This window comes from Saccharomonospora sp. NPDC046836 (assembly GCF_040645195.1).
Classification (GTDB): Bacteria; Actinomycetota; Actinomycetes; order Mycobacteriales; family Pseudonocardiaceae; genus Prauserella_A.
On record NZ_JBEYXW010000008.1, the window covers coordinates 164,147 to 190,609 of the forward strand.

A 26,463-nucleotide genomic window follows, 5' to 3' on the forward strand; every position below is an offset into this window, starting at 1 on the left:
TACGCCGTGTCCACTCCGGAGCCGGTGACCGCTGTCGCCGACGAGCAGAAGCGCGATGCCTACGCGACGCGTGCCGCAGTGCTCACCGCAGCACGCCGCCGGTTCTCGCTGCACGGCTACGCCGATGTGAAGCTGCGTGACATCGCGGCCGACGCGCAGGTGAGCGCCGCGCTCGTCATGAAGTACTTCGGCAGCAAGGAGAACCTCTTCGCCGAGGCGTCGAGCTTCGAGGCCGAGGCCGCGGTGCTGCTCGACTGCCCGCTCGACGAGCTCGGCACGCACCTGGTGCGCACACTGCTCGACTTCCACGAGCGCACCAGGGCCGATCCGTTGCTGCGCGCGCTGTTCACCTCGTCCCGGCCCGCGGGTGCCACGTTCCGGGAGAACTTCGAGCGGCAGTTCGTGACGCAGCTCAGTGACCGGCTCAGCGGGCCGGATGCGCGCCTGCGTGCCGAGCTCGTGTGTGCGCATCTGATCGGCCTCGGTGCCACCCGGCTCGTCCTGCGTACGGAGGCGATCTCCGCCGAGCCCGACGAGCGGCTGGTCGCCAGGACGGCGCCGTTGTTGCAGGGCTGGATCGACGGGGTCCGGTAACAGTTGCATTCATACCCCATAGGGGTATGGTGCGCGGTATGGAGACCGCGCGCAGAGCCCATGGCGGCCATGGTGACCACGCCGCCGTGTTCCGCGACCGGTTCTGGCTGAGCCTGGTGCTCGCCGTGCCGGTGGTCGCGGGTAGCCGGATGGCGGGGGAGCTGCTCGGATACCAGGTGCCGGGCTGGGCGGGCTGGGTGGCGCCGGTGCTCGGCACCGTGGTCTACGGCTACGGCGGCTGGCCGTTCCTGTCCGGCGCCGTCGGTGAGGTGCGGTCTCGCAAGCCGGGCATGATGACGCTGGTGTCGCTGGCCATCACGGTGGCGTTCGCGGCCAGTGCGCTCACCACATTCGGCGTCGGCGGGCTCGACCTGGACTTCTGGTGGGAGCTGGCGCTCCTGGTGGTCATCATGCTGCTGGGCCACTGGCTGGAGATACGGGCACTCGGGCAGGCGTCCGGGGCGCTGGAGGCGCTGGCCGAGCTGCTGCCGGACACCGCGGAGCGGATCGACGACGGGCAGGTCACCGCGGTGCCACTGGCCGAGCTGCGAGTGGGCGACACGGTACTGGTGCGTTCGGGCGGGCGGGTTCCCGCGGACGGCAGCGTGGTCGAGGGCAGCGCCGAGCTGGACGAGTCGATGGTGACGGGGGAGTCCCGGCCAGTGCGCCGCGCCGTGGGTGACCGGGTGGTGGCGGGAACGGTCGCGACCGACTCGGCGATCCGCGTGCGTGTGGGGGCGGTCGGCGAGGACACCGCCATCGCCGGCATCCGGCGGCTGGTCGCCGACGCGCAGAGTTCGCGCTCCCGCGCGCAGGCGCTGGCCGACCGTGCCGCGGCGATGCTGTTCTGGTTCGCGCTGGGCTCGGGTGCGATCACGTTCGGTGTCTGGCTCGTGCTCGGTGAGGCGACGACCGCCGTGGAACGCACGGTGACGGTGCTGGTCATCGCCTGCCCGCACGCGCTGGGGCTGGCCATCCCGCTGGTCATCGCGATCTCGACGGCACTGTCGGCGAAGGCGGGCATACTCGTCAAGGACCGGCTCGCACTGGAGCGCATGCGCACCGTCGACGCGGTGCTGTTCGACAAGACCGGCACCCTGACCAAGGGCAGCCCGGCCGTCACCGAGCACGCCGCCGTGGACGGTTGGTCGCGCGACGCGGTGCTCGCGCTGGCCGCCGCCGCGGAACGGGACTCCGAGCATCCCTTGGCCCGAGCCATCGTCGCCGCGGCGACCGCGCGGGGTGACGTGCCGGTGGCGCGTGACTTCCGTTCGCTCACCGGCAGGGGTGTCCAGGCCGATGTGGACGGTCAGACGGTCGCCGTCGGCGGCCCCGCACTGCTGCGCGAGCGCGCCGCCGCGCCGCCCGAGGGGCTGGACCGGGTGACGAAGGAATGGGCCGATCGCGGCGCCATCGTGCTGCACGTGCTCGCGAACGGGCAGGTGGCCGGTGCGCTGGCGCTCGCCGACGAGATCCGCCCCGAGTCGCGGGAGACCGTGGAGCAGCTGCATGCCGATGGCGTCCGGGTCGTCATGATCACCGGCGACGCGCGCACCGTGGCCGATGCCGTCGCCAAGGATCTCGGTGTGGACGAGGTGTTCGCCGAGGTACTGCCCGCGGACAAGGACGCGGCGGTGGCCGAGCTGCAGCAGCGCGGCGAACGCGTCGCGATGGTCGGCGACGGCGTCAACGACGCCCCGGCGCTGGCACGGGCCGATGTGGGGATCGCCATCGGCGCCGGCACGGACGTGGCCATCGAGTCCGCCGGCGTCGTGCTGGCCTCGGACGACCCGCGCGGTGTGCTCGCCACGCGGGTGCTCTCGACCGCCAGCTACCGCAAGATGTGGCAGAACCTGAGCTGGGCGACCGGATACAACCTGTTGTCGGTGCCGCTCGCGGCCGGTGTGGCCGCCCCGGTCGGATTCGTCCTGCCGCCGGCAGCCGGAGCGATCGCGATGAGCCTGTCGACTGTGATCGTCGCGCTCAATGCCCAGCTGCTGCGCCGGCTGGACCTCCGCCCGGGCCGGGCGGATTTCGGGACAGGCCAAGGGAATCGTGGTAATCTTGCGCGGTCGTCGAGTTCGGGACACGCGCCCGATGACACACCCAGATGACGACGGAAGCTCCGCGAGTGCGGCTGGTACGCCAGGCCCGCGCTCACCCTGAGGCGGAACTTCCGGGGGGTGGGGTAGGACAGGCACACAAGCGACCACGTGGTGCCAGGTCTCAGGGCGGCGCCGGTAGTGGAGCGTGTGTGTTGTCTCTGTTGTGGATCTTTGTCATCCCCTTGTTCGTCGGTCTTCTCTTCGCTGTAGCGGCCTTCGTGTGGCTCACCGACCGCCGCGCTACCCAGATGAGCTGGAGCATCGGCAAATCCGGCGCCACCTTCCACATCGAACGCGCGGAGTCGCCCGCGCGCCAGGTAGCCGCCGTCTGACGCGCGCGGACCCCGCCCACTGGTTCGGCACTCACACCCTTTCGCGAAATCCGTAGTTGACATTGCGGTCACCGCTACCCTAAGTTTCTGCCTAGTCGTCTATACAACTAGTCATTTCGAGGCCGATGCGGCCCGACATGGAGGTGACAATGACGTCGCAGCTCAAGGAAGCTCGCTACGAGCTGGTCGAGGTACCCGAGCCCATGGGCCCGGTCACCGTGACGGTCGACCGGCGCAAGGTGCTCGACTACGCCTACAGCGAGGACGACTTCGGGTCGTGGTACTTCGGCGACTCGCCCTTCGGCGGCCCGGTCGGTCACCCGCTCGTGCTCGCCAACGACCTGCTGTTTCTCTTCTACGAGAACTACGACGGCAACACGGCCCAGGGCCTGCACACCCACGAGCGGCTGACGTTCCATGCGCCCATCCCGGTGGGCGAGACGGTGACGATCCAGGGCGGCTACGTCGAGAAGTACGAGCGCCGAGGTCAGGGCTACGTCGTACTCGAAGCCGAGGCACGCGGCGCCGATGGCCGGCTGCTGGTGCGGCACGTCGGCAAGGAGATCATGCGCACTGTCGCCGGTGAGGTCGTCGGCCAGCGCAGGGCAGCGCACGACGAGCGACCGCGCACGGTGCGCGGCACGGTCGACGCGAGCCTTCCCGTGGTCGGCAGGGCACGCCTCGACGTCCCCGAACATGCGGCGATCCCTTCGCGGACAACGACGTTCACCCAGGACCAGATGTCGGTCTTCTCCTGGGCGGGTCGTGGCTATGCCAACGTGCACACGCATTCGGACAAGGCCGCCGCGTCAGGCCTCGACCGCACCATCGTGCAGGCTCAGCAGCAGACCGGGTTGATCATCGCGAACCTGGTCGAGGTCTTCGGTGCGACCTTCTTCACTTCTGGCGAGCTCGACCTGCGGTTCGTCTCCCCGGCTTTCGTCGGTGAGGAGCTGACCACCAGCGGTGCCGTCGTCGGCGTCACCGACGGCAGGCTCGAACTGGAGGTATGGGTGGACAAGGCCGATGGCACCCGCACCGCGCTGGGCTGGGCCTCCGCCCGGGTCGACGACGACCCGGCCCGCCCGGCTCCGCTGCTCTGACCCGGGCCCCCGAGCCCGATCCCCTTCCCCCGCCCTGAGTTCGACAAAGGAGTCATCATGGCTGAGCCCGCAACCGCTGCTCCTGCCACCGAGCAGGAGCGCACCAAGCTCGCCAAGCGTGCGGCTGTCGCCAGTCTCGTCGGGACCGCCGTCGAGTGGTACGACTACTTCATCTTCGGCACCGCCTCGGCCCTGGTCTTCGGCCCGTTGTTCTTTCCCAACGAGGACGATCCGATCATCGGAACACTCTCCGCCTTCGCGGTCTTCGGCGTCGGGTTCTTCGCTCGTCCCGTCGGCGGCATCGTCTTCGGTCATTTCGGCGACAAGTTCGGCCGTAAGGCCGCTCTCGTCACCACGCTCATGCTGATGGGGTTCGCGACGTTCCTCATCGGACTGTTGCCCACGACCGACCAAATCGGACTCTGGGCACCGGTGCTCCTCGTTATTCTGCGGCTCGTGCAAGGTTTCGGCGTCGGCGGGGAATGGGGCGGTGCCTCACTCGTCGCCGTCGAGTACGCGCCAGCGGACAAGCGAGGTGCCTACGGCAGCTTCCCGCAGATCGGCAATGCCGTGGGTCTCGTGTTCTCCACGGGTATCTTCGCGCTCGTCTCACAGCTGCCCGACGAACAGCTGTTCTCGTGGGGCTGGCGCGTGCCGTTCCTGCTGAGCGCCGTGCTCATCGCCGTCGGCCTGTTCGTCCGCTTCAAGCTCACCGAGACCCCGGCCTTCAAGGCGGCACAGGACCGGCTGGAGCAGGAGGCGGCCAGCGGTAAGGCCAAGGAGAAGATGCCGATCGCCGAGCTGTTCCGCAACTTCAAGAAGCCGCTGCTGCTCGCGATGGGCATGCGTTTCGGCGAGGCCGTCTTCGGCTACATCATCCTCACGATCGGCCTCACGTTCGCCACGAACTACACCGAGATCCCGCGCACCGACGTGCTCATCGCCGGCACCGTTGCGGCCGCCGTGGCGATCTACACCTACTACTTCTTCGGCAAGCTGTCCGACCGGATCGGCAGGCGTGCGGTGTTCGTGCTGGGCTCGGTCGTCGCAGCGGTCGTGGCGTTCCCGTTCTTCTGGATTCTCGACGCCGACTCGATCGTGCTCATGTACGTGGTCTACGTCGTGGCCTACGCGATCGGGGTCGGCGCGCTCTACGGTGTCGAGCCGGCGTTCTTCTCGGAGCTGTTCAGCACGAAGGTGCGCTACACGGGACTCTCGCTCGCGGCGCAGCTCCCGAGTGTCCTCATTGGTCTGTGGCCGCTCGCCTCGACGGCGCTGCTGGCGGCGACCGACGGAGATCCGTGGCCCATCGCACTCATCACCGTGGTGGCGGCGCTGATCGGCTTGGTGTGTGCGCTGATGGCACCCGAGACCAACGAGAGCGACATCGTCGGCGAGAAGAGTGAGGAGGCTCGATGACGAACCCGTCCGACCGCCCCTGGCGGGACCTGACCGACCCACGCCGTGCACTGGAGACCGACGATCTGGAGTCGGGGCTCAAGGAGCCGGAGTTCGCCAACCTCGAGATCCCGGAGAAGCTCGGCACCGTGCGCGTCGTCGTGGACGACCACAAGATCAAGCGGTTCGCCTTCACCCATGACGACCACTCGCCGTGGTACCTGGAGGAGAGCCCGTTCGGCGGGCAGCGCATAGGGCACGCGGCGTTGCTGGGCAATGATCTTGTCCAGCTCTTCACACTGGTCTACGCCGGTAGCAAGGTCGTCGGCTACCACACCGAAGAACAGATGTGGTTCGACAGCCCGGCGCCGCTGGACGAGGTCGTCACGCTCACCGGCACCTACACCGAAGCCTACGAGCGTCGTGGCGAGGGCTACGTCGTGATGGAGGCACAGGCGACCGGTGAGGACGGGCGCAGCATCGTGCGGCATCGCGGCGTCGAGATCCTCAAGACCAGCCCCGGCGCGATCGGCGGGCGCGGGTCGGCGACGCCGAGCCGCAGGGTCACCGGTGAGGTTCCCGACGACGCGCGAGTGGTCGAGACGGTGGACTCCGGTGTCCGCGTCGGTGACGTGCTCGCGCCGCTGCACAAGACGATCACCGCCGAGCAGGCGGCGGTGTTCAGCCGCATCGGCGAGTACGTGCGCAACATCCACAACGACATCGACGCCGCACGGGCCGGTGGCCTGCGCGTCCCGATCGTGCAGGGGCAGCAGCAGTTCGGTGTGCTGGCCCAGCTACTCACCCTCCGATGTGGACCTTCCTTTCTCACTTCGGGATGGATACAGGTCAAGTTCCTCGCGCCTCTCGACGTCTTCGAGCCGTTCACCTCGACCGGCGTCGTCACCGCAGTCACCCCTGTCGACGAGGGCTTCCGCGTCGACCTGGAGATCTGGGTTCGCCGCGACTCGGACGGCCGTCTCATGACGGCCGGCTGGGCCAGTGCGACCGTGCCAACGTCCTGATCGGACCGACACAGAAAGCGGATTCTGCCCACATGAGCACATCCAAGACCGGCGGCCAGCTCGTCGTCGACATGCTGCGTTCCTTCGGCGTCGAGTACGTCTTCGGTGTCGTCGGAGGTCAGACCCTCGCGATCACCGACGCGATCATCGACACCCCCGGTATCGAGGTCATCCACACCCGTCACGAGAACGCGGCGGCCGTCATGATGGACGCCTACGGCCGCCTCACCGGCAAGCCCGCCGCCTGCATCTCGACCACAGGACCCGGTGCGACCAACCTGCTGACCGGTATCGGCGGCGCGTACCGGGACTCCAGCCCCGGCTTCGTCCTCACCTGCAACAACAACGGCGAGAACATCCACAAGGACGACGCGCAGAACGCCGACCACGTCGAGCTGATCAAGCCGCTCGTCAAGTACTCCCGCCTCGTCGCCCACGCCTCGTCGATCAAACAGGCGATGGAGGAGGCCTACGTCAACGCGCTCACCGGCAACCCCGGCCCGGTGCACCTCGACTTCGCCCGCGACACGATCGAAGGCGAGGTCGTGAACCCGCCCGCGATCCCCGAGGTGCACCCGAGCCGCACGTGGGTCACCGAGCGTCCCTCCGCCAACCCCGTGGCGCTCGCCCGCGTCGCCGAACGCCTGCTGACCGCCGAGCGGCCGGTGATCTGGCTCGGCAACGGCGGCAACCGCGCGCGTGCCAGTGCCGACGTGCTCGCACTCGCCGACGCACTCGCCATTCCCGTTGTCACGACCTTCAACGGCATCGGCTCGGTTCCGACGACGCACCCGCTCGTGTTCGGCGCCGTCAGCCGCATGGGCACCGCACTGTCCACAGAGGTCCTCGGCGACGCCGATCTCGTGCTGGCGCTCGGCAACAGTCTCAACGCCGTGTCGACAGGGCGGTGGAAGCGTGCCCTGCCCGAGGTCATCCAGGTGGACGTCGACCCGGCCATGATCGGCCGCTACTACTCCGAGGTCACCCAGGGCGTTGTGAGCGATCTCGGCTCGTTCGCCCGTGACCTCGTCACGGCCGTCGGCCCGCGCGCCGAGGCGGCCAGGCAGGGGCGCGCGGAGTGGATCGCGTCGTTGGGCAAGGCGCGCACCGTCTGGTGGCAGGGTTCGGAAGTCCAGGAAACCGGGGCCGAGGGCCCGCTCTCGCCCGCCGACCTCGTGCGGACACTACGTGAGGTCGCGCCCGAGGAGACCCTGCTGATCCCCGATGCGGGGAACCCGGGCGTCTGGTCCTTCCTGTGGGAGATCACCCAGCCGAACACCTACATCAAGCCGGTCGGCTTCGGCAACATGGGGTTCGCGCTGCCCTCGGCGATCGCCGCGTCGCTGATCGACTCGCGGCGCCCCGTTCTCGCCCTCATCGGCGACGGCTCACTCGGCATGAGCCTCGGCGAGCTCGAGACACTGGCGCGTGTTGGCGGCAACGTCTGTGTCGTCGTCCTCAACGACTCCAGCTATGGCAACATCCGGCAGGAACAGGAACTGCACTTCAACGGCCGCACGGTGGGTGTCGACTTCGGACCGGTCGACTTCGGCATGGCGGCCCGCGCGATGGGAGTCGACGGTGAGGTCATCAGCAGCCTGCCGAAGCTCCGCCGGCGCGTTGCCGACGCCTTCGTGGCGGGCAAGCCGGTGGTGATCGACGTGCCGATCGACCGCGATGTGAACGCGTGGACCTTCCCGTCGTTCGTGGCACAGCAGCCGAAGAAGGGGTGACGATGATGGCGAACGCGACAACGGGGCCGCTCGCCGGAGTGAAGGTACTCGACCTGTCCCGGTTCATCGCGGGTCCACTGTGCACACAGATCCTCGCCGACTTCGGGGCGGAGGTCGTCAAGATCGAGCGTCCGTCCGGTGAGGACTCCCGTCACCACGGGCCCTACCACGAGGACGAGAGCATCTACATGTTCCTGTACCACCGGAACAAGTACGACGCGAGCCTGGACACGCGCTACCCCGAGGCGCTCGGCATCCTCGAACGGCTCATCGAGTGGGCGGATGTCGTGGTGGAGAACTACCGCCCTGGCACGATCGAGAAGATGGGCATCGGCTACGAGCGCATGAAGGAGCTCAACCCCGACATCATCCTCGTGTCGATCTCCGGCTTCGGCCAGACGGGACCGGACTCGCGGCGTGCCCTCTTCGACGCGATCTCCCAGGCGTCGTCCGGGCTCATGAACATGACCGGTGAGCCCGGCGGCAAACCGACGCTGAGCGGTACTTACATCGCCGACTACACCACCGGCTACCAGGGCGCGATCGGTGCGCTCATGGCGATCCTGCATCGTGAGCGCACCGGTGAGGGGCAGCTCGTGGACGTCGCCTCGTTCGACACGATGTTCTCCGCGCTCGGCATCCGCCTCATCGCCCAGCTCATGCTCGGGCTCGACATGCCGCGCAGCGGTTCACGCGATCTTCTGACGGCGCCGGTCAACGTGTACGAGGCGGCGGACGGGCCGATCTACATCCAGGCGGGAACGGCGTCGCTGTTCCCCAAGCTCTGCGCGGTCATGAAGCGGCCGGAACTCGCCGAGGACCCGCGTTTCGCGACCGTCGAGGGCAGGATGGAGCACCAGGAGTTCCTCGAAGGCGAGATCGGTGAATGGGCGGCGGCCAGGACGGCGAGCGAGATCGCGCAGTTGCTCGACGAGGTCGGCGTGCCCTACGCCAAGGTCGCCTCGGTCGCCGAAGTGGCGGAGTCACCGCAGATCGCCGCACGTGGCATGATCGTCGAGGCCGAGCATCCCGAGCTCGGCACGATCCGCATGCCGGGCAACCCGATCAAGATGGAGAAGACCCCGCCCACGGTCCGCAAGGCGCCGCCGCGGGTGGGTGAGGACAACGAGTACGTGTACCGAGAGATCCTGGGGATGTCCGCCGAGGACGTGATCCGGTTACACCAAGCGGGAGCGATCTGATCATGGCGCGCGCACCCAGGTATCGGGTGATCTACGACGACATCGTGTCGCAGATACAGGCCGGCGTGCTGGCACCGGCGGCTCAGCTGCCTGGCGAGAACGATCTCGCCCGGCAGTACGGGGTGAGCCGGATGACCGTGCGCCAGGCACTCGACCTGCTCGACTCCGAGAACTTCGTCGTGCGCAGGCAGGGTAGCGGCACCTTCGTCAGTGAGACGACCAAGCGCGGGCGTCGGCTGAACCGGCTGCGTTCCTTCGCCGATGAGATCGCCGGTGCCGCCGGTGAGGTGTCGAGCCGGGTCGTGCGTGCCGAGACCACGCGGGCGACCGCGGAGGTGGCCGCGGTCTTCGGCATCGCCGAGGGCGATGTGGTCAACCGCCTCACCAGGGTGCGCCTGATCGGCGGCGCTGCCGCCGCACTGCAGGATGCCTGGGTGCCGTATGCCGTGGCGCCGTCGCTGTGCCGGGAGCCGCTGCTCGGCGGCTCCCTCTACCGGACGCTGAGTGAACGGTTCGGCGTCCACCTGCGCTACGCCGACCAGTCCATGACGGCGGCGCTGCTCACCCCGGAACAGGCGGGGGCGCTCGACGCCGAGCCGGGAGGGGCCGTGCTGGAGGCGCGCCGCACGACCTACGGGGGGGCCGGTGAGATCGTCGAGTTCACTACGAGCTGGACCCTGCCAGGGTTCCCGCTGCTGCTGCGAATCGACGCCGAATGAGCGCACACGTCATCGCGGTCGACGTCGGCACGTCGGCCGTGCGTGCGGCTGTCGTGCACGCCGAGGGGCACCTCGTTGCCAGCAGCCACATCCGGCGTGTGTCCGGTCTCGGCGGTGAGACCTTCGATCCGGAGGTACTGCACCGCGACGTCCTGGCCGCGCTCGCGAAGCTCGCGGACTGCCCGGCACCCGCCGCGCTCGCGATTGCCGCGCACATCGGCACGGTCGCGGTCGACGCCGCGCTGCAACCGCTCGACCTCGGCGGCGGCTGGGCCGACACCCGTGGCATGCACGAGCTCACCGCCGTCGACGACGCGACAGCACAACAGGTCCTGGGTTCCTCGGGCCGTCCGTCACTGACCGGAGGCGCGCTCGCCTACCTGCTCGGACTCGGCAAGGAACGGGCCGCGAGGGTGGCCGCCGTGCTCTCGCCCAAGGACTATCTCCTGGCCCGGTTGACCGGTCGGCTCACGACCGACACGATCGACGCCGCCTACACACTCGCCTCCGACGTACGCAGGCGCTCATGGAACACCGCCGTGCTGGAGCGGCTCGGGCTCGACCCGGCGCTGTTCCCGCCGCAGGCCGAGCCGGTCTCGGTCGTCGGCGAGCTGACCGCCGGAGCCGCGGCGGCGACCGGACTTCCGGCAGGGCTGCCCGTCGTCGCAGGCGGTCCGGACGGCTCCGTCGGCATCGGCCTGCTCCTGGGCACGAGCGAGGAGCTCATCGCCGATGTCGCGGGGACGACCGACGTCGTCGGCCGGCTGCTCCCGCACGGCATCGAGCCGCCGCAGGGGGCGATGCTCAATCCCGCGGTGCTGCCCGGACGTTTCGTCGCGGGCGGGGCGAGCGGGCTCACCGGTGGCGCGGTCGCGCACTGGCGCAGCCTGGTGGGCGCCGTTGAGGAAGAGGGGCTCGCCGCGGTACCGCCGGGCGCGGGCGGGCTGACGATCGTCCCGACCATGACGGGTGCGCGTTTTCCGCGCTGGCGGCCCGGCTCGCGCGGCGCCGTGCTCGGGCAACGTCCCGAGCACGACGCGGCGCACGTCCTCCGCGCGGCACACGAGGCCGCGACGTTCACCGTTCGGGAAGGGCTCGACCTGCTCGATCCCACCGGCCGCCTTCCGGTCGCGCTCGCCGGCGGCTCGGCCCGCAGCGCGTGGGTGGCACAACTGCGCGCGGACGTTCTCGCGCGGCCGCTGCTGGTCTCACCGGAGCCCGACGTCACCCTGCTCGGTGCCGCGTCGCTCGCGTTCGCCGGGGCAGGTGAGGCCACGGGGCCCGACGCCATACGGTCCCGGCTCATCGGCGAGATGCGCGAGGTCGAGCCCGACAGCAGCCGCTCGGCCCGCTATGCCGAGCTCTACGCGCACTGGCGCCGCCTGCAGGACGCGGTCGACGAGGCCGTCGTGTCGTCAGCCGGCTTCGGGCGCGGCCGTCTCCAGCAGCCTGCCGTCGGCCAGCTGTAGCCAGCGCTGCACGTTGATCTCGGCGAGGAAGCGTTCGTCGTGACTGACCACCACGAACGCGCCCTGGTAGGCGTTGAGCGCGCTCGCCAGCTGGCCGACGCTGACCAGGTCGAGGTTGTTGGTCGGCTCGTCCAGCAGTAGTAGTTGCGGTGCCGGTTCGGCGAACAGGACGCACGCGAGGGTGGCGCGCAGGCGTTCCCCGCCGGACAGCGCCGCGACCGGCAGCTGGACGCGGTGGCCCCGGAACAGGAAGCGGGCCAGCAGATGCATCCGTTGTGCCGGCGGCATCGCGGGTGCGAAAGCGGCCAGGTTGTCCACCACGGTGCGATCGGGATCGAGCAGGTCCAGCCGCTGTGACAGGTAGGCGGTCCGGCCGTCGGCCCGGCTGATCCGGCCATCGTCCGGCTCGAGCTCGCCACCGACGATCCGGAGCAGAGTGGACTTTCCAGCACCGTTGGGCCCGGTCAGCGCGATGCGCTCGGGTCCGCGAATCGCCAGATCGACACCGTCGCCCGCGAAGAGCGCACGCTCGCCGTGGCGAACCCGCAGCCCCTCGCCGAGGAAGACCGTGCGTCCGGCGGGGACGTTGGTGCCGGGCAGGTCGAGGGAGATCTTCTGCTCGTCGCGCAGGGTGCGCTCGGCCTCATCGAGCCGGGCCCGCGCAGCGCTGACCCTCGCGGCGTGTGTCTCGTCCGCCTTGCCGGCCGACTCCTGTGCCTTGCGTTTCCTCGCCCCCATGAGGATCTTGGGCAGGCCGGAGTCCGCGGCGTTGCGGGCGGCGTTGCCTGCCCGCCGCGCGGCGCGCTCGCGGGCCTGCTGCATTTCCCGCTTCTCTCGTTTGACGTCCTGCTCGGCGCTGCGGATGTTCTTCTCGGCGACCTCGCGCGCGGCGCGCACAGCGGTGTCGTATGCGGTGAAGTTCCCGCCGTAGAACCGGATCTCGCCGCGATCGAGCTCGGCGATGCGGTCCATGCGGTCGAGCAGCGCCCGGTCGTGGCTGACCAGCAACAGGCAGCCGTTCCAGTCCTCGAGCACGTCGTAGAGCTTGTGCCGCGCGTCGAGGTCGAGGTTGTTGGTCGGCTCGTCCAGCAGCAACACATCCGGTTGCCTGCGCAGCTGCGCCGCGAGGCCGAGGGAGACGATCTGGCCGCCACTGAGCGTGTTCAGGCGCCGGGCGAAGTCGAGCTCACCGAGGCCGAGCCGGCCGAGCTGGGTGCGGGTGCGCTCCTCGATGTCCCAGTCGGTGCCGATCGTGGTGAAGTGCTCCTCGCCGACGTCCCCTGACTCGACGGCCTCGATCGCTGCCAGTACCGGCGCGATCCCGAGGACCTCGGCGACAGTCAGCTCGCCGGTGAGCGGCAGGTTCTGCGGGAGGTAGCCCAGCACACCGGCGCTGGTGACGTTCCCGTCGGCGGGCGGCAGCTCACCGGCTATCAGCCTGAGCAGTGTGCTCTTCCCGGCGCCGTTCGGAGCGACGAGGCCGGTGCGGCCACCGGGCACGGTGAAGGACAGGTCGGCAAAGACCGGGGTGTCGTCGGGCCAGGAGAAGGACAGGTTCGAGCAGACGATGAATGCATCGGACATGAAGGAGACCTCGGGTGTCGTGCGGGCGCGTCGAAGGCAACACCGCAGGGATCGTGATGGGGAAACGACGAACCGGCCACGACGGCGGCACACGCCGGTGGCCTGTCATGTCCGGGCATCACCCGGAGATGTCGTCTTCACCTACCACTTCACGCCTCCCTGGCTCCAGATCACTCGACCGGACCCTAGCAGGCGGCAACCTCGCGAGTCGCGTCATTTGTGCGGCCCGTTCGGCGGTCCTCTTTGCGAACCCGATCCACAATGGAGGGAGTCCAGGTGGTTGCAACAGCATTGAGACGCGTCGGTATGGCGACGCTGGCAGCGGCTGCGACAGCGGGCAGCATGGTCCTGCTCGGTCCCGGCACGGCTGCCGCGGCGACGCCGTTCACGTGTACAGGGCAGGTGTTTCTGGCGCAGGGAGTACCGGCCCAGCTGTACAGCGGTAGTTTCGGTGAAGGGAGCATCGGCTTCGCCCCGGTCGGCGCACCTGCGCCTGACCATTACAACGCGATCGGCTACAACTCTGCCGACAACTACATCTATGGCCTGCGCGGTACCAACGCTGGCCTGTGGCAGATCGACGCCACCGGAGCGGTGGTCGGTTTCGGACCACCCACGAACCTTCCGGCCCCAGGAAACGTCCCAGGTACGACGGGGGGTTACAACGTCGGCGCATTCGACGACCAGGGCTTGTTCTGGGTCACCAGCTCGAACGCGACGGCCATGTTCGCCATTGACGTGTCAACGAACACGATGGTCCGCAGGGTGAACCTCACCGCGCCGTTCGACGGCGCCGACTGGACTTTCGCCGACGGGTATTTCTGGTCCGCCAACAGCAATGGTGCCGTGGTTCGTGTCAACCCGAACACCGGTGGTGTCGAGCGGTTCGCCGGTGTCGTTCCGGTCGGCGGGTTCGGCGGTGCGTTCACCTACGGCAATGGTGATCTCGGCTTCTACGACAACGCCGGCTTACTGCACCGGGTAGAGGTCGCCAACCCGAGCTCGGCATCGCCGACGTTCACCCTCATCTCCACCCAGGCAGGGCCGAGCTCCGGCGCTAACGACGCGACTTCGTGTGTTGCGCAGCCGACTGATTTGGGGATTGTGAAGGTTGGGTCGCCTGATCCGGTTCAGGTGGGTGGGACGGTGACGTATACGTTGACGGTGACTAATCATGGTCCGGGTGGGTCGTCTGGGTATTCGGTGAGTGATGTGTTGCCTGCTGGGTTGTCGAATGTGCAGTCTGGTACGCCGGGGTGCACGGTGGCTGGGAATGATCTCAGTTGTACTGGTGGTGCTTTGGCTGTGGGGGAGAGTGCGCAGATTACGGTCACTGCGACTGCTGGTGGTCCGGTGGGTGAGGTGATGAACAGCGCGACCGTGCGGGGTAATGAGGAGGATCCCAACCCGGACAACAACACGGCTGACGAGACCGTCGAGATCGTCGACGTGCCGTTGCTGGCTGCGGGTATTGCTCTGGGCGGTTTCGGTGCTGTTGGGGCTGGTTTTGGGCTGCGGCGTCATCGTGCGCGCCGCAAGGTAGTCGGCTGAGTTTGCCCGTCTCAGTGTGGCTGCCGGGTCGGTGACCTCGCCTCTACCTCCGCGAGGTCACCGGCCCTCGGTCAGCAGTTCCTTGACATCGCTGGCCACGTGTCCCTCCGGGTGTGATGCGCAGCGGAGACCGCGCTTGGCATGGAATTCACCAGGGGTTCATGAAGTGGTTACCCTCAACTCCTCGCGTGCTTTACCGCCACAAGGGATGGTGGCGCCGTACGACCCGAGCACGTCAGGAGCACATCATGGCCGACTTCTTCGCCGTAATCTTGGCAAAGATCGCCGCCAACCTCATCGAATCGCTGGTCATGCGCATTGCCAATGCGCTGTTCCCCGGAGGCTCGCGCACCGAGGCGGCAATCGCCTGACGGTGCGCGTCACACCCCGTGCTTGTTCACGGGTTCTGCCCACACAGTGAGGTGCGCGACCTGTGCCCCGTCGGAGCTGGCCTGAACTTCGACTTCGTGCACACCATCGCGGACAGCCACTGATCGCCCGCTGAGGTACACGGTCTTCCCTGCAGCGACGAGCCGCTGAGCGTCGACGTCCACGCGGTGCGGAACCCAGCGCGTGTTGGGCTCGCCGGTCATCGTGTCCACCACGTGCGAGGCGAGGTTGACCATGCAGCCGCCGAGCACGGCGACGGGTAGCGTCGGGTACGCCTCGAAGTGCCCAGCGCAGTCGGCAACGGTGGGTGTCAACGATGCCCTGATGTCCTGGGCCGTTCCACCGATGTCGGTCAACGGCAGCTCGCGGCTGTACGGGTTGAAGCCCCTGCTGGTCGGGACGACATCGAGGCGGTGGGCGTAGGCGAAGGCGCGAGCGAACACCGGTTCGCCAACGACCGTGTACGTGAAGTCGGCCTTCGCGATCTGTGCGCCGTCCTCCGCCGCGAGTGTCGTCGTCGCCGCGGCTTCCCGTGGCGACACAAAAGCCCCTTTCGCGTGGGCGGTCAGGCGTTCACTCGGCAACACCGTGCGCGGGTACGTGCAGCGGATCGACGCTGTGCGTGCCAGGTAATAGCGGCGTTGGTCGTTCGGAGCAACGGATGCTGCCGCACACAGACCAAGGATGGCCAGATGCCGGCCTTTCTCAGCGAGGCTGATCGGCGACGTCTCACGCGTGGGCGGCAGCTCGATCGGCACCGCGGCGGTCGCCTCGCCGGGCGCGGTGTGCTGGAGGTTCTGCAACGCGAAATACGGTGCGCGGACACAGATCCGTTCGTACAGGTTGATTTGCCTGGTTTGGCTGTTTGTCACTTGATCAAGGTTTGCATGGGCAGCTGTGCAGTTGTACCGGCGAAGGGGTAGTGATGAACACCTTCTGTGTTCGGGCCTTGCACAGAGGGTGATCAGACGGTTGGAGAACACCGCCCTCGTATGCGGCGACGTTCCCCCGGCGACGGCGATGCATGACGGCCGCGCCCGTCACGGCCAGGGCAGCCACGGCGGCGACGCCCAGGTCGATCATCGGCACGGGCGGTTGTGGCACATCCGCCGTCACAAAGAGATTGATGCCCCGCTGGGCAGTCGTCCCGCCGATACCGGCGAAGGACAACGACGTGACGTTCTCGGTCGGCCGTCCATTCGACGCCATTGTTGAGCGTCCCGCGCAGGCCATCGTTCTGCAGAATCGAATCCGTCACGGGTTCGGCGCTCGCGATTCCGGCGCCGGTCAGCAGACTGGCCGAGAGAACCCCGCCGACCAGCAATCCTTTCAGGACCTTAAGCACTACCTGTTCCTTTCATGAAGCCGATCCGGAGGACAGGAAATACCCCCGTTTTCATGAAGTTTGACAGCCAGGTATCGCTGCCTTAGCTTTCTGACCCGTGGTTACGACAGGGAAGTCGGTCCACAATACGGAACGACGAAACAAACAAACTGCGCGGACGCGTGGGGGAGACACAACGCTTCGACTTCCGAGGAGGCCACAACGTGGCAGCTCACGTGGAACCGGCCAGTGTCGTCGGCCTGTACGACCGGCTGGCGGCGGTGCTGCGCCCGGCTGACGTCCAGACCAGGGCGATCGACCGGCTCAGGCTCGCCAACGATGCGTCCCATTTCGCCCGCACCCCGCAGGCGGTGGTGACGGCGGCGTCCGCGGGCGACGTCGCACGGTTGTTCACGGTGTCCGCCGCGGCCGGCGTCCCGCTGACGTTCCGGTCCGGCGGCACCAGCCTGTCCGGCCAGGCTGTCACCGACGGGATCCTCGTTGACACCCGTCGGCATTTCCGCGGCATCGAGATCCTCGACGACGGTGGGCGAGTGCGGGTCGGGCCGGGCGCGACCGTGCGTGCGGTGAACGCCCGGCTGGCTCGGTACGGCCGGATGCTCGGCCCTGACCCGGCCAGCGAGGTCGCCTGTACGCTCGGCGGCGTCGTCGCGAACAACTCCTCCGGAATGGCCTGCGGGACCGTCGCGAACACCTACGCGCTGCTGGACTCGCTGGAGATCGTGCTGCCGTCCGGGACCGCACTCGACACCGGCGCGCCCGGCGCTGACACCGAGCTGCGCGCCAGGGAACCGGAGCTGTGGGCGGGCCTGGCCCGGCTTCGCGACCGGTTGCGTGGCGACGCGACCGCCCGGCGCACCATCGAGCAGCAGTTCTCGCTGAAGAACACCATGGGCTACGGCCTGAACTCGTTCCTCGACCACAACCGGCCGGTCGACATCCTCACGAGGCTGATCGTGGGTAGCGAGGGGACGCTGGCGTTCATCACCTCGATCGTCATGCGCACCGTGCCGGTGCTCTCGCACACGCGCACCGGGCTGCTGGTGTTCCCCGACCTGGCCGCGGCGAACCGGGCGCTGCCGGCACTGGTCGAGTCCGGTCCGGCCACGATCGAGCTGCTCGACGCCACCTCGCTGCGGGTCGGCCAGGCCGACGCCAACGCCGACCCCCGGCTGCGCGCGCTCACTGTCGACCAGCACGCCGCACTGCTCGTCGAGTACCGGGCCGGCACCGCCGAGGAGGCCGACCACCTCGCCGCCGAAGCCGCCCCACTCGTGCGGAGGTTGCCCCTGACGGGCCCGCGTGAGCTGTCCGGGGACGCCGCGTCGAAGGCCGCGCTGTGGCAACTGCGTAAGGGTCTCTACGCGAAGGTCGCCGAGGCCCGCCCGTCCGGCACGGCGGCGCTGCTGGAGGACATCGCCGTCCCCGTGCCGGAGCTGCTGCCCACCTGCGAGGGCCTGATCGGCCTGTTCGGAAAGCACGGCTACGACCACGCCGTGATCTTCGGCCACGCCAAGGACGGCAACGTGCACTTCATGCTCACCGAGCGGCTTGGCGACGGCGGCGGCCGCGACCGGTTCGGCCGCTTCACCGACGACATGGTCGACCTCGTGCTCGCCCACGGCGGCACCCTCAAGGCCGAGCACGGCACGGGCCGGATGATGACACCGTTCGTCCGCCGTCAGTACGGTGACGACCTCTACGAGGTCATGCTGGAGATCAAACGGCTGTGCGACCCGCACGGCCTGCTCAGCCCCGGCGTGGTCCTCGACGACGACCCCACCGCTCACCTGTCCGACCTCAAGTCCGCGCCCACTGTCGAGTCCGAAGTGGACCGCTGCGTCGAGTGCGGGTTCTGCGAACCGGTCTGCCCCAGCCGCGACCTGACCACGACACCCCGGCAGCGGATCGTGTTGCGCCGCGAGCTGGAGCGGGCCCGGCAGGCCGGTGACCTCGCGCTGGTCGCGGAGCTCGAGGCCGACTACGCCTACGAGGGCGTCGACACCTGCGCCGTCGACGGCATGTGTGGCACCGCCTGTCCGGTCCTGATCAACACCGGGGACCTGGTCCGGCGGTTGCGCGCCGACCGTCCACAGAAGACCGCGGCGAAGGTCTGGACGGCCGCCGCGAAGCGCTGGGGCGCCACCACGAAGGTCGCCGGCGCCGCGCTGACGGTGGCACGGGCGCTGCCCGGCGGGCTCGCCGGGAAAATGACCGCGGCCGCGCGATCGGTCGCCGACCCGGAGCAGGTGCCGCAGTGGTCGGCGGATCTGCCGGGTGGCGGCGGCCCTCGCGTCCCGTCCGGTCTGGTCTCCGCCGATGCCGACCTCGTGCTGTTCTCTTCGTGCACCGGGGCGATGTTCGGGTCGTCCGGCGACGGCGCGGCCGCGGCGTTCGTGCGGCTGTGCCACCGGGCAGGCGTGCAGCCGACGGCACCGGAGCGGCTGGGGTCGCTGTGCTGCGGCACCCCGTGGAAGTCCAAGGGCCTGCGCGATGGCGCCGCCGTGATGGCGGAGCGGGTGCTGCCCGCGCTGTGGTCGGCGACCCGGCACGGCGCGCTGCCGGTGGTGAGCGACGCGTCGTCCTGCACTGAGGGGCTGCGGGTCATGATCGATGGCGGGCCCGAGCAGTACCGGTCGCTGCGGGTCGTCGACGCAGTCGGCTACGCCGCCGAGCACCTGCTGCCGAAGCTCACCGTGCGCGAGCCGCTGGACCGGATCGTGTTGCACCCGACCTGCTCGGCGACCCAGCTCGGCCTGGTCGAACCGCTGAAACGCCTCGCCGAGGCGGTGGCCACCGACGTGGTCATCCCCGACTCGTGGGGATGCTGCGGGTTCGCCGGCGACCGCGGGCTGCTCCACCCGGAGCTGACCGCATCCGCGACCGCACCACAGGCCCGCGAGCTCGCCGGGGTCGAGGCCGACGCGTGGGCGTCCTGTAACCGGACCTGCGAGCTAGGGATGAGCCGGGCGACCGGGCACGACTACGAGCACGTGCTGGAAATCCTGGAACGTCGTACGAGACCTGCCCTGTAACCGAATTGGTGACTTTTTTCTTCAGGCGTGATGTCGCCGTGTGGTGGCCGGGTCCTCTGTGTGCATATCCCTCGAATCGGAAGGTCAACGCACGCGATGAGGACAGGATTGAAACGCTTTGGCATGGTGATCGTAGCGGCCGCGGCCACGGCAGGAAGCATGGTCCTGATTGGACCCGGAACAGCGTCGGCAGCGACACCGTTCACATGTGAAGGGCAGGTCTTTCTAGGTCAGAATGCCGGTAATAGTGCGCAGTTCTATGAAGGCACTTTCGGGCAAGGTGAAGTCGACTTCTCCTTGATTGGGTCGAATCCCACCATCGGATACAATGCTATAGGGTTCAATACCGAGGACAACTACGTTTACGGCATCCGCGGCGACAACAATGCTTTGGTTCAGATCGGGTCTGACGGCGTTGCGGTCGGCCTGGGTCAGGTTGGACTTCCGGCGGGTGCCGGCTTCAACGCGGGCGCATTCGATGATTCCGGAAATCTGTATGTGATGGAGGGAAACACCGGAACGACGATCTACGTGATCGATGTCTCGTCACGAACTGTGACAGACAGGATCGACCTGTCCGGGCAGCCCGTCATTTCCGACTTCGTTTTCAAGGACGGTTACCTCTGGGGTGGAACGAACTTTGGCACGTCTATCGTTCGCATCAACCCGTCGACAGGTAGTGTCGACGTTTTTCCTAACGCGATAAGCACTGCGAGTGGTGATCCGTTTGGTGGCGTCTTCCTCTTCGGAAACGGTGACCTCGGCTTCTACGAGAACTCGGGAACGCTGCACCGGGTCGCAGTTACCAACTCGGGTGCCCCCGTTCCTGCATTCGAGGTGGTGTCAACCCAAAGCGGCCCGTTCGCCAGCAACAGCGACGCGACTTCGTGTGTTGCGCAGCCGACTGATTTGGGGATTGTGAAGGTTGGGTCGCCTGATCCGGTTCAGGTGGGTGGGACGGTGACGTATACGTTGACGGTGACTAATCATGGTCCGGGTGGGTCGTCTGGGTATTCGGTGAGTGATGTGTTGCCTGCTGGGTTGTCGAATGTGCAGTCTGGTACGCCGGGGTGCACGGTGGCTGGGAATGATCTCAGTTGTACTGGTGGTGCTTTGGCTGTGGGGGAGAGTGCGCAGATTACGGTCACTGCGACTGCTGGTGGTCCGGTGGGTGAGGTGATGAACAGCGCGACCGTGCGGGGTAATGAGGAGGATCCCAACCCGGACAACAACACGGCTGACGAGACCGTCGAGATCGTCGACGTGCCGTTGCTGGCTGCGGGTATTGCTCTGGGCGGTTTCGGTGCTGTTGGGGCTGGTTTTGGGCTGCGGCGTCATCGTGCGCGCCGCAAGGTAGTCGGCTGAGCCTGCCCGTCTCAGTGTGGCTGCCGGGTCGGTGACCTCGCCTCTACCTCCGCGAGGTCACCGGCCCACCGTGCTGTTCACGAGGTCGGGGGATACCACCCGACGACAGTGTCGAACCCGCGTAGCGCCACGGCGGCGGGGACCATGCGGACCAGCGTGTTCCGAGCGATGGTCGGCACGCGTCCGCGCAGAGCCGCGGCGGCGCCTGCGGCGCGGGACCGCTTGGCGAGCCGATGTACTCGCGGCAGGCGGCGCGCACTGTAGTGGCGCAGCATGACGTCGGTAGCCGCCACGGCGTCGGGGCCAAGGCACGCGCTGAGTTCGACGGCGTCTTCCAGAGCCAGGCAGGCGCCCTGGCCCAGGTTTGGTGTCATGGCGTGGGCGGCATCGCCGACCAGCGCGATCCGGCCGCGCGCCAGGTCGGGAAGCGGGGCGAGGTCGTAGAGTTCGTTGCACAGCAGCCGTGAGGGTTCGATGTTGGCGAGTAGCTCCGGCAGCGGGAAGTGCCAGGACGCGAACCGCTGCCGCCACCACAGCAACGCCTTGCCCGGCTCGGACGGCGCGCCTGCGGTGACGGGGACGACCAGGTAGGCGTACAGCCGCCCGTCGGGCAGTGGCGCGACTCCCGCGTAGTCCCCGCGGCCCCAGGTTTCGCCGCCCTGCACCGCATTCGGGTCGGAGACGCGGCCGATCAGCCGAGCGGCGAGCATGCCGGTCGAACGGACCCTGGCATCCGGCCACAGTGCACGCCGCACCGCGCTCCACACCCCGTCCGCACCGATCACCACGTCGCCCCGGACGCGCTCCGTCGAGCTGATCACCACCGTGCCGTCGGCGTCGACGCTGGTGACTTCTGCCGATACGCGAATGTCCACGTCGGTGCAGGCATCCCGCAACGCCATGAGCAACTGCCCGCGTTCCAGCACCACGAGTCCGTCGCCGAACCGCTGGGCCATCGCGTCGGTATCGGTGCGGCTGAGCCATCTTCCCCGGCTGTCGCGCATCCCACCGGAACTCTGCACGAGCCCCGCTGCACGAATCCGGGCCCCGAGACCGAGTGCATCGAGCGCACGCAAAGCGTTGGGCCACAACGTGATCCCAGCGCCGACCTCCGACAGCGACGACTGCCGCTCCAGCACGGTCACCCGCCACGATCGACGCTGCAAAGCAACAGCCGCCGCCAAACCAGCGATCCCACCGCCCACAACCACCGCGTGCCCCGGCATGAACCCATCATGCCCCGCTGAGGACCTATGCTCGACCCGGATCTGTCAGCGCCAGCCGTCGCTCTTCACACCAAATTGAACGGTACCTGGCCGAGGCATCGCGCGCCTCAATCAAGATAATCAGTGTCGATACGTATTCCAATGGCTTGGCTATCACGATCGAGGCCAATGCCATGAGCGAGAAGGGCGACGCGGGCGAGGATCTACGCAAAGGCATGGCGTCGGATGAAGACCCCGCGCCTTCCGCCCTGCGGTTTGGGGTGCGGCAGTCGGACGGGAGCACCGCGAGCACGCTCGACCACGTTGCCGACTCGACAACCGAGCCGACGCAGCCCTGCCTTTCGACCATGGGCGGGCCTGGTTTCAAGATCGACGGGCCACGGCTCCACACTCGGCAAACGATGTGGTTGTGGCCGCGGCCGACCGGAAAGTTCGAGGTGGCAGCGGAATGGCCCTGGTTTGGGATCCACTCAGCATCCCTTGAGGTCGGTCCTTTCGAAGTCTGACTAGAGCGGCGGCTCCCTTCTTGAAACATACGTCTCCCGCTCAGTCGAGTCGACGGGAGATTTCAGCGTCTGTGACAGACGCCAATCACGGCGTCAAATCGTCCGCAAGGCTCGTAGAATTAGCGTCAAAGAATGAGAGCGCATTTTCGATTCCTCAATTTCGTTCCCCCACTTGGCGAGCCTCAAGATCGCCAGAAGCCCGACTCTGACTCGAGGGCGACAGTGGCTCCGGGATGAATACGGCCTGGTCAAACCTTGTGGGCCGGGCGGGGCTCGAACCCGCGGCCAAGGGATTATGAGTCCCCTGCTCTAACCAACTGAGCTACCGGCCCCGCAGCCGGGAGCCTGAGCGCCCGGTTCCGGGTGGGCCCGCCGACGGTGCCAGCGTCGAGCCCAGCGATTGCACTATAGCGGGTCGCCGGTGGTGGCCTCAGCAGCAGTGCTCGCCGCGCCAGGCTTCCCGGCCTTCCCGCGCCGCCACCGCCGCGATGATCAACGCCACCCCGGGGTCTGCCCAGGACCAGCCGAGCAGCGAGTTTCAACAGCGGGCCGGGGAGGAGCACGCCGGACAGGTACGTGCACAGCAGCGTCTGCGCTGCGGGCGGACGACTGGCCGATCTGGCGGCGCAGGGTGCCCGTTCGGCGCGACGGTTCCACTGCCTGAATGTGAGCCGAGGGCTGATTGACCACACCTGGGTCGCGTTGTAATGTTCCACGTGAAATATCACGTGACGACTGGCGCTTCTCTGCGCGGACGGGAACTCGGTCTCGATGGGTAACGAGCACGCTGAACACGGCCACGGTCATGCCCACGGGCACGGACATGGACACGGGCATCGCCAAGGATTTTTGGCCAAGCTCAAGCACATCGTCGTGCCGCACTCACACGATGCCAGCGAGGCCATCCAGTCGGCCGAGGAGTCCAGCGGTCAGGGAATCCGCGCCGCGTGGATCGGGCTTGCCGGGATGATGGTGACCGCGGTCCTGCAGATGGCGATCGTCGCCATCTCCGGATCGATCGCCCTGCTCGCCGACACACTGCACAACCTCGGGCACGCGGTGACCACGATCCCGCTGGTGATCGCATTCCGGCTCGGCCGCAGGGCCGCGACGAAGCGCTACAGCTATGGGTACCGCCGCGCCGAGGACCTGGCGGGTGTCCTCATCGCGCTGGTCATCGCGGCGTCGGTGGGGCTGATCATCTGGGAGTCGATCGACGCAATGGTCAACCCGCGCCCGCTGACCAACCTCTGGTGGGTGTTCGCCGCGGGCGTCGTCGGCTTCGTGGGCAACGAGATCGTGGCCGTGTACCGCATCCGCACCGGCCGCCGGATCGGTTCGGCCGCGCTGATCGCCGAAGGCCAGCACGCGCGTGCCGACGGCCTGACCTCGATTGCCGTGGTGATCGGCGTCATCGGTGTGTGGCTGGGCTTCGAGCGGGCGGACGCCATCATGGGCCTGCTGATCGGCCTGGCGATTCTCGGCATCCTGATCAGCACTATGCGCACGGTTTTCCGCCGGCTCATGGACGGTGTCGAGCCCGGTGTCATCGACGACATGGCGGCGACCGCCGCCACTGTCGACGGTGTGCTCGGGGTCGACCGGGTCCGCGTCCGCTGGACCGGGCACCGGCTGGAAGGCGATGCCGAGATCGCGGTCACCGGCACTCTGACCGTCCTGGAAGGACACCGGGTGGCCGACCGTGTCGAACACGAGCTGCTGCATGCCGTCCCGCACCTGGAATCCGTTGTCGTCCACCTGCATCCGGTCGTCGACGGCGCCCGGCCTAACGACCTGCACGAGCTGGCCGGTCACCACGTCAGCGCCAAGGCCCGTGCCGCATACCGAGCCAAGGTCGCCGCGCAACGGTGACATCCGGGTAGCATCAGTGTGCTGATACGCGGCTCGTGGGGACGGTAGAAGGAGGTCTCGCCGGATGAGTGCCTCCGTGGACACCGCGCAGCGGACCAGTGCGACCGACAGCGCCTACGAGCACCTCAAGCACCTCATCCTCATCAGTGAGCTGCCGCCGGGAACTGAACTCCGTGAGGCGGGGTTGACCGAGTCGACCGGTTTCGGCCGCTCCCCGGTGCGGGAAGCGCTGCGCCGCCTCGTGCAGGAGGGCTTCGTGGAGGTCCGGCCCCGTCAGGGCTACCGGGTCACGGTCGTCACTCTCGCCAGCGTGCGCGACCTGTTCGAGATGCGGCTGCTGCTCGAGCCGGCGGCGGTCGAGCTCGCCGCGCAGCGCGCGACGCAGGAGGAGCTCGAGACGCTGCACGCGCTCGCCCACGAGACCTACGTCCACGGCGACACCCGCAGCTACGAGCAGTTCCTGCAGGACAACCGCGATTTCCACGTGCGCATCGCGCGTGCCGCCGGGAACGAGCGGCTGGCGCGCACGCTGCAGGTGCTGCTGGAGGAGATGCAGCGCCTGTTCTTCATCAGTCTCGGTAACCGGGACAACGCCTCCGAGCTCATGCACGAACACCACGATCTGCACGACGCACTACTGGCCCGCGACGCCCAGCGGGCACGCGAGATCGTGATCGCCCAGATCGAGGCGAGCCGAGCGCGGGTGCTCGAAGGCCTGCTCGCCGGCGCCGATCACGCGGGCGTCGCGGCTGCCGGCATAGTGCTGGCGGACAGCTCCACACCACGAACGCGCTAGGCACAATCCCCGGGTGCCGGGTGTGGCCTTGCTGGGCGAGGCCGATGCGACCGTGATTTGTGCGGGACGCAGCAGCACAACCGGTACGGTCCGCGCCGGATTACGACCGTGCTCAGACGCCTTGGCGGCGCTGGAATTAGGCATCGCACCGCGTTGGTGAACGGTCCACGGCCAGCCCATCAAGGACTACTCGACTGGCCATGGATCGTTCAACACCCATTGCTAACGGGCTCATTCAGCCCACCAAGCGGTTGATCATGACGCCAGCGCCACCGGATCTGGTGGACTGGTGTCCCAGGGGTTGGGCCAGGTGTGCAGGGTGTTGCGGCGGGGTTGTTGTTCGGGGTCGCTGTGGGGTGGTGGGATGTACCAGGGGATTCCGTTGGTCATGCGGATGGTCCAGTTGCTGTGGTGCACCACCCGGTGGTGATGTGGGCAGACCAGGGTGAGATTGTCCAAAGTGGTCGGTCCGCCGTTGCTCCACTCCACGATGTGGTGCGCTTGGCACCACTTGGCCTTGCGGTCGCAGCCCGCGAAGGTGCAGCCCTTGTCTCGGTGGATCAGGGCCCGGCGGAGACTTCGGGGTACCGTTCGGGTTGTCCGTCCGACGTCGAGGACCTCGCTTGCGGTACCGAAGACCATGGGGGCGGCTTTCGCGTCGCAGGCCATCCGCCGGATCTGCCCCGCCGACATCGAGAGGTGACCGTCCACGAGGCCTTGGCCGATGCCGGTGGTGAGCTGGTCGAGGGTGGCCGACACGAGCAGCGTGACCGGTTCTCCCGCTTCGGTGGGAGTGTCGGGGCATCGGGCCGCCAGCGCCAGAATCTCGGTGAACGCATCGCCACAACGTTCGTCCCGGGAGCGGAGGTCCGGGCCATCATCGCTGGACCGGGGAGTAGTCAGCGGGGACAAGAGATTGCTGAGGAGCGTCCCGGTTTCTTTGTCCAGCCCGAACGTGCCAGTGACGCCGTCGGCGGTCTCGTGGAAGTCCAGCCACCGTTTCGGCCGTATCAGGGCCTCATCTTTGGGTTCGGCGCCATCGGGGTCCAATCGGTCCCGGATCTCCCGACCCAGCCTGGCAATGATCCGAGGCTCGCTCACGATTGCGGCCTC

Annotated in this window: 22 protein-coding genes, 1 tRNA gene and 1 pseudogene; 18 read left to right on the plus strand and 6 right to left on the minus strand. The window is 68.0% G+C overall.

Annotated features, from left to right (window positions below; genetic code table 11):
* Window positions 1-6: 6 nt before the first annotated feature.
* The 10 genes from ABZ863_RS13025 to ABZ863_RS13070 all read left to right on the plus strand — a co-directional run bounded on the left by ABZ863_RS13025 (window position 7) and on the right by ABZ863_RS13070 (window position 11,680).
* Window positions 7-594, plus strand: coding sequence for a TetR family transcriptional regulator (locus ABZ863_RS13025; protein ID WP_358534708.1), 588 nt, complete (start codon window positions 7-9; stop codon window positions 592-594).
* 38 nt (window positions 595-632) lie between these two features.
* Window positions 633-2,708, plus strand: a complete 2,076-nt coding sequence (locus ABZ863_RS13030) for a heavy metal translocating P-type ATPase (protein WP_358534710.1) — start codon at window positions 633-635, stop codon at window positions 2,706-2,708.
* Between the two features lie 140 nt (window positions 2,709-2,848).
* A complete protein-coding gene (locus tag ABZ863_RS13035; RefSeq protein ID WP_358534712.1) occupies window positions 2,849-3,031 on the plus strand; it encodes a hypothetical protein in 183 nt (60 codons plus the stop codon).
* Between the two features lie 149 nt (window positions 3,032-3,180).
* Window positions 3,181-4,134 carry a MaoC family dehydratase gene (locus ABZ863_RS13040; protein ID WP_358534714.1) on the plus strand — a complete coding sequence of 318 codons (954 nt, stop codon included), beginning with the start codon at window positions 3,181-3,183 and terminating at the stop codon, window positions 4,132-4,134.
* A gap of 57 nt (window positions 4,135-4,191) precedes the next feature.
* Window positions 4,192-5,553: an MFS transporter gene (locus tag ABZ863_RS13045; RefSeq protein WP_358534716.1), complete on the plus strand. Its 1,362-nt coding sequence runs from the start codon at window positions 4,192-4,194 to the stop codon at window positions 5,551-5,553.
* Window positions 5,550-6,557, plus strand: a complete 1,008-nt coding sequence (locus tag ABZ863_RS13050; RefSeq protein WP_358534718.1) for a hypothetical protein — start codon at window positions 5,550-5,552, stop codon at window positions 6,555-6,557. Before ABZ863_RS13045 ends, ABZ863_RS13050 begins: the two co-directional genes overlap by 4 nt.
* 32 nt (window positions 6,558-6,589) lie before the next feature.
* The gene (locus ABZ863_RS13055) at window positions 6,590-8,290 is read left to right on the plus strand and encodes a thiamine pyrophosphate-binding protein (protein ID WP_358534720.1); all 1,701 of its coding nucleotides are present in this window, start codon (window positions 6,590-6,592) and stop codon (window positions 8,288-8,290) included.
* A 5-nt stretch (window positions 8,291-8,295) separates the two neighbouring features.
* The gene (locus ABZ863_RS13060; protein WP_358534722.1) at window positions 8,296-9,492 is read left to right on the plus strand and encodes a CoA transferase; all 1,197 of its coding nucleotides are present in this window, start codon (window positions 8,296-8,298) and stop codon (window positions 9,490-9,492) included.
* Between the two features lie 2 nt (window positions 9,493-9,494).
* Entirely contained in the window at window positions 9,495-10,211 is a 717-nt protein-coding gene (locus ABZ863_RS13065) for a GntR family transcriptional regulator (protein ID WP_358534724.1), read from the plus strand.
* A complete protein-coding gene (locus ABZ863_RS13070; RefSeq protein ID WP_358534726.1) occupies window positions 10,208-11,680 on the plus strand; it encodes an FGGY-family carbohydrate kinase in 1,473 nt (490 codons plus the stop codon). The genes ABZ863_RS13065 and ABZ863_RS13070 overlap by 4 nt, the downstream gene beginning before the upstream one ends.
* Here the strand turns inward: ABZ863_RS13070 and ABZ863_RS13075 are convergent.
* Window positions 11,627-13,264 carry an ABC-F family ATP-binding cassette domain-containing protein gene (locus ABZ863_RS13075; protein ID WP_358534728.1) on the minus strand — a complete coding sequence of 546 codons (1,638 nt, stop codon included), beginning with the start codon at window positions 13,262-13,264 and terminating at the stop codon, window positions 11,627-11,629. The two genes, ABZ863_RS13070 and ABZ863_RS13075, sit on opposite strands and share 54 nt — an antisense overlap.
* A 276-nt stretch (window positions 13,265-13,540) precedes the next feature.
* On the opposite strand from ABZ863_RS13075, the gene ABZ863_RS13080 reads away from it, so the two are divergent.
* Together ABZ863_RS13080 and ABZ863_RS13085 are read left to right on the plus strand one after the other, a co-directional pair.
* Complete coding sequence (locus ABZ863_RS13080) at window positions 13,541-14,815, plus strand: DUF11 domain-containing protein (protein WP_358534730.1); 1,275 nt, start codon at window positions 13,541-13,543, stop codon at window positions 14,813-14,815.
* Window positions 14,816-15,063: 248 nt separating this feature from the next.
* Complete coding sequence (locus tag ABZ863_RS13085) at window positions 15,064-15,186, plus strand: hypothetical protein (RefSeq protein WP_358534732.1); 123 nt, start codon at window positions 15,064-15,066, stop codon at window positions 15,184-15,186.
* A gap of 9 nt (window positions 15,187-15,195) precedes the next feature.
* On the opposite strand, the gene ABZ863_RS13090 is transcribed toward ABZ863_RS13085, so the two are convergent.
* Complete coding sequence (locus ABZ863_RS13090) at window positions 15,196-16,077, minus strand: hypothetical protein (protein WP_358534734.1); 882 nt, start codon at window positions 16,075-16,077, stop codon at window positions 15,196-15,198.
* A gap of 302 nt (window positions 16,078-16,379) precedes the next feature.
* Here ABZ863_RS13090 and ABZ863_RS13095 point away from each other — a divergent pair, with 302 nt between their 5' ends.
* From ABZ863_RS13095 to ABZ863_RS13105, 3 genes are all read left to right on the plus strand, one after another.
* Entirely contained in the window at window positions 16,380-16,568 is a 189-nt protein-coding gene (locus ABZ863_RS13095) for a hypothetical protein (RefSeq protein ID WP_358534736.1), read from the plus strand.
* Between the two features lie 185 nt (window positions 16,569-16,753).
* Window positions 16,754-19,585, plus strand: coding sequence for an FAD-binding and (Fe-S)-binding domain-containing protein (locus tag ABZ863_RS13100; RefSeq protein ID WP_358534738.1), 2,832 nt, complete (start codon window positions 16,754-16,756; stop codon window positions 19,583-19,585).
* Between the two features lie 96 nt (window positions 19,586-19,681).
* Entirely contained in the window at window positions 19,682-20,950 is a 1,269-nt protein-coding gene (locus tag ABZ863_RS13105) for a DUF11 domain-containing protein (protein WP_358534740.1), read from the plus strand.
* 77 nt (window positions 20,951-21,027) lie between these two features.
* Here the strand turns inward: ABZ863_RS13105 and ABZ863_RS13110 are convergent, their stop codons facing one another.
* A complete protein-coding gene (locus ABZ863_RS13110) occupies window positions 21,028-22,176 on the minus strand; it encodes an FAD-dependent oxidoreductase (protein ID WP_358534742.1) in 1,149 nt (382 codons plus the stop codon).
* Between the two features lie 146 nt (window positions 22,177-22,322).
* Here ABZ863_RS13110 and ABZ863_RS13115 point away from each other — a divergent pair, with 146 nt between their 5' ends.
* Entirely contained in the window at window positions 22,323-22,682 is a 360-nt protein-coding gene (locus ABZ863_RS13115; RefSeq protein WP_358534744.1) for a hypothetical protein, read from the plus strand.
* Window positions 22,683-22,940: 258 nt separating this feature from the next.
* Here ABZ863_RS13115 and ABZ863_RS13120 read toward each other — a convergent pair.
* Window positions 22,941-23,014 (minus strand) — tRNA-Ile (locus tag ABZ863_RS13120).
* A 98-nt stretch (window positions 23,015-23,112) separates the two neighbouring features.
* Window positions 23,113-23,281 (minus strand): annotated as a pseudogene (locus ABZ863_RS13125) (cobalt transporter); the annotation flags it as partial.
* A 250-nt stretch (window positions 23,282-23,531) separates the two neighbouring features.
* Here ABZ863_RS13125 and ABZ863_RS13130 point away from each other — a divergent pair.
* Together ABZ863_RS13130 and ABZ863_RS13135 are read left to right on the plus strand one after the other, a co-directional pair.
* The gene (locus tag ABZ863_RS13130; protein WP_358534746.1) at window positions 23,532-24,554 is read left to right on the plus strand and encodes a cation diffusion facilitator family transporter; all 1,023 of its coding nucleotides are present in this window, start codon (window positions 23,532-23,534) and stop codon (window positions 24,552-24,554) included.
* A gap of 64 nt (window positions 24,555-24,618) precedes the next feature.
* A complete protein-coding gene (locus tag ABZ863_RS13135; RefSeq protein ID WP_358534748.1) occupies window positions 24,619-25,350 on the plus strand; it encodes a GntR family transcriptional regulator in 732 nt (243 codons plus the stop codon).
* A gap of 255 nt (window positions 25,351-25,605) precedes the next feature.
* Here ABZ863_RS13135 and ABZ863_RS13140 read toward each other — a convergent pair.
* Window positions 25,606-26,463: DUF222 domain-containing protein (locus tag ABZ863_RS13140; RefSeq protein ID WP_358534750.1), on the minus strand; the 858-nt coding region annotated here is incomplete at its 5' end.

Bases quoted from the DNA above. Each gene is read 5' to 3' on its own strand.
- ABZ863_RS13105 (WP_358534740.1), top strand. From the start codon at position 19,682: ATGAGGACAGGATTGAAACGCTTTGGCATGGTGATCGTAGCGGCCGCG.
- ABZ863_RS13075 (WP_358534728.1), bottom strand. From the start codon at position 13,264: ATGTCCGATGCATTCATCGTCTGCTCGAACCTGTCCTTCTCCTGGCCC.
- ABZ863_RS13060 (WP_358534722.1), top strand. From the start codon at position 8,296: ATGGCGAACGCGACAACGGGGCCGCTCGCCGGAGTGAAGGTACTCGAC.
- ABZ863_RS13110 (WP_358534742.1), bottom strand. From the start codon at position 22,176: ATGCCGGGGCACGCGGTGGTTGTGGGCGGTGGGATCGCTGGTTTGGCG.
- ABZ863_RS13135 (WP_358534748.1), top strand. From the start codon at position 24,619: ATGAGTGCCTCCGTGGACACCGCGCAGCGGACCAGTGCGACCGACAGC.
- ABZ863_RS13045 (WP_358534716.1), top strand. From the start codon at position 4,192: ATGGCTGAGCCCGCAACCGCTGCTCCTGCCACCGAGCAGGAGCGCACC.
- ABZ863_RS13030 (WP_358534710.1), top strand. From the start codon at position 633: ATGGAGACCGCGCGCAGAGCCCATGGCGGCCATGGTGACCACGCCGCC.
- ABZ863_RS13065 (WP_358534724.1), top strand. From the start codon at position 9,495: ATGGCGCGCGCACCCAGGTATCGGGTGATCTACGACGACATCGTGTCG.
- ABZ863_RS13085 (WP_358534732.1), top strand. From the start codon at position 15,064: ATGGCCGACTTCTTCGCCGTAATCTTGGCAAAGATCGCCGCCAACCTC.
- ABZ863_RS13055 (WP_358534720.1), top strand. From the start codon at position 6,590: ATGAGCACATCCAAGACCGGCGGCCAGCTCGTCGTCGACATGCTGCGT.
- ABZ863_RS13040 (WP_358534714.1), top strand. From the start codon at position 3,181: ATGACGTCGCAGCTCAAGGAAGCTCGCTACGAGCTGGTCGAGGTACCC.
- ABZ863_RS13050 (WP_358534718.1), top strand. From the start codon at position 5,550: ATGACGAACCCGTCCGACCGCCCCTGGCGGGACCTGACCGACCCACGC.
- ABZ863_RS13070 (WP_358534726.1), top strand. From the start codon at position 10,208: ATGAGCGCACACGTCATCGCGGTCGACGTCGGCACGTCGGCCGTGCGT.